1 protein-coding gene is annotated in these 1,865 nt (G+C 60.5%); it reads right to left on the bottom strand.

Annotation, left to right across the window (positions count from 1 at the left end):
* Nucleotides 1-116: 116 nt before the first annotated feature.
* A complete protein-coding gene (locus HMPREF9538_RS02385; RefSeq protein ID WP_009486303.1) occupies nt 117-1,733 on the bottom strand; it encodes a mechanosensitive ion channel family protein in 1,617 nt (538 codons plus the stop codon).
* Nucleotides 1,734-1,865 lie beyond the last annotated feature (132 nt).

Genomic DNA, 1,865 nt, shown 5'->3' with positions numbered 1-1,865 from the left:
GCCGCCAGCACCGGCAGTTTCAGTCGCGCAAATGGATAAATGAGTGACAGGCCGCACGAACCCCTGGCCGGGTAAGGCGCAGCCGCCACCCGGCGGAAATGCCGCTACGTTAACCCTTATTTCTCAGGCTCCTGCGGCGCGACGGCCGGGGCGGCGTACCAGGCTTCCTGCGGTACCACTACCGCCGCCTTTGGCTGCATCACAAAGTTCGGCGACATAATCTGCACGCCGAATTCGTTAAACACATCAATAATGCTGCTATGCAATGCGTTGCGGCCATCCGGCAGCTTGGTTGTGGGGAGTAAGCGCACCTGCAGCTCATACGAGGTATACCAGTCGAGCAATCCCAGCTTACGCACCACCGGCGCAATTTGCTGATCGACCCCGGAGGTGCGTCTCGCCGCCAGCTCCAGCAGCGCATGGACCTGACGCCACGGCGTATCGTAGCCAATGGTGACGCTGGTGGTGAGGTTGACTCCACCGTCGGCGCTTTCGGCGCTGAGATTAATAATTTTCCCGCCCACCACCACCGCGTTCGGGACGGTAACGATGTAATTTTCGCGGGTGAGAATTTTGGTCGCCAGTACGCCAATCTCGCTGACCTGACCCTCATTATCGGCGAGGCGGATCCAGTCGCCTTTGCGCAGCGCCCGAGAGTAGATCAGCACCAGGCCGCTCATCGCATGGGTCATCACCCCGGTTGACCCGAGGGTCAGCATCAGGCCGAAGAACACGCTAATGCCTTTGAAGGCGAGGGAGTTGGCGCCGGGAAGGAACGGGTAGGCGGCGGAGAGGGCAAACAACCAGATGACCACCGAGATAAGCCGACGGGTGGCGCTAACGGTCTCCGGATGAATGCCGGGAATCTGAATGCGGCCGGCGGCGACCTGGTCGAGAACCACCTTCACCAGGCGAATGATAAGCCAGGTGAGAAGGAAAATAAGCACCACGATCATCAGCCCCGGCAGGGAGGCGACAATCGACAGAGAGAGGTGGCGGATCACCCCCAGCGACCAGTCGCCCAGCGATTCGCTCCACACCCGCGTCCAGGGAAACAGGCTGAAGGCCCAGCTCAGCCAGAGATAACAGGCCAGCATGCCGAGAAGGATGACCAGCACAGCATAGAGTCGAACTTCAATATTGCCGAGATAGCGCCGCCAGTGCTGCGGTATGGCGCTACGTTTTTCGAGGATCCGCAGCAGGAAAAAACGTCGCACCCGCCGCCAGGCGCGGAAGGCGCCGTAGTAAAACAGCGCCAGCAGCAGCGCCCCGGCCAGGGCTTTACCGGCGGAGATGAACAGATAGCGGTTGTTGAACTGCTCCTGGAGGCTGGTGCGCTGGGCTTCCATACGCGCCAGCACCCGCTGGGCTGCCTGGTCGAGGGTTAAATCATCGCCCTCGTCGAGATCCGCCTGGCTCAGCAGCAGCACCGGTTTGCCGTTCATCAGAAACAGTCTGCCTGGCTGACCATAGCGGATAACCGGCACGACCCGCAGCGGCTGGCGAATATCATCTTCGGTGAAGGCGCGCAGGGCGCTACGGGTGCGCAAAACGCGCTCTTCGGGCGTGGTCTGGCCAAAGGTGGCCTGCAACATGACGACAGGTTGGTGGAAAATCGTGACCGTGCGTGCCTGCTCGCGCGCGGTTGGCTGCTGTCGCGGTTCGGCGGCCAGCGCCGGCTGGAGCACCAGCAGCGCCAGCGCCCAGAGGATAACGATGCTCATCCTGTTCATTGAGGCACCTGAGATAAGAATTATTGTTATTTTTCAGCAAAAAACGGAGGGCTTGTAGTTGAGCATAGCCTGGTGCGAAGTGAATTCAAGCTGGGGAAACGCGGACATAAAAAAGCCGTCGCCCAAACGGCG

This window comes from Klebsiella sp. MS 92-3, from assembly GCF_000195655.1.
Lineage (GTDB): Bacteria > Pseudomonadota > Gammaproteobacteria > Enterobacterales > Enterobacteriaceae > Klebsiella > Klebsiella pneumoniae.
Note: the sequence above shows the minus strand (reverse complement) of the source record. Positions and strands in the feature narration are given on the sequence as shown.

What these genes read in the sequence shown, in the direction of transcription:
- HMPREF9538_RS02385 (WP_009486303.1), bottom strand. Translation starts at nt 1,733, where the DNA reads ATGAACAGGATGAGCATCGTTATCCTCTGGGCGCTGGCGCTGCTGGTG.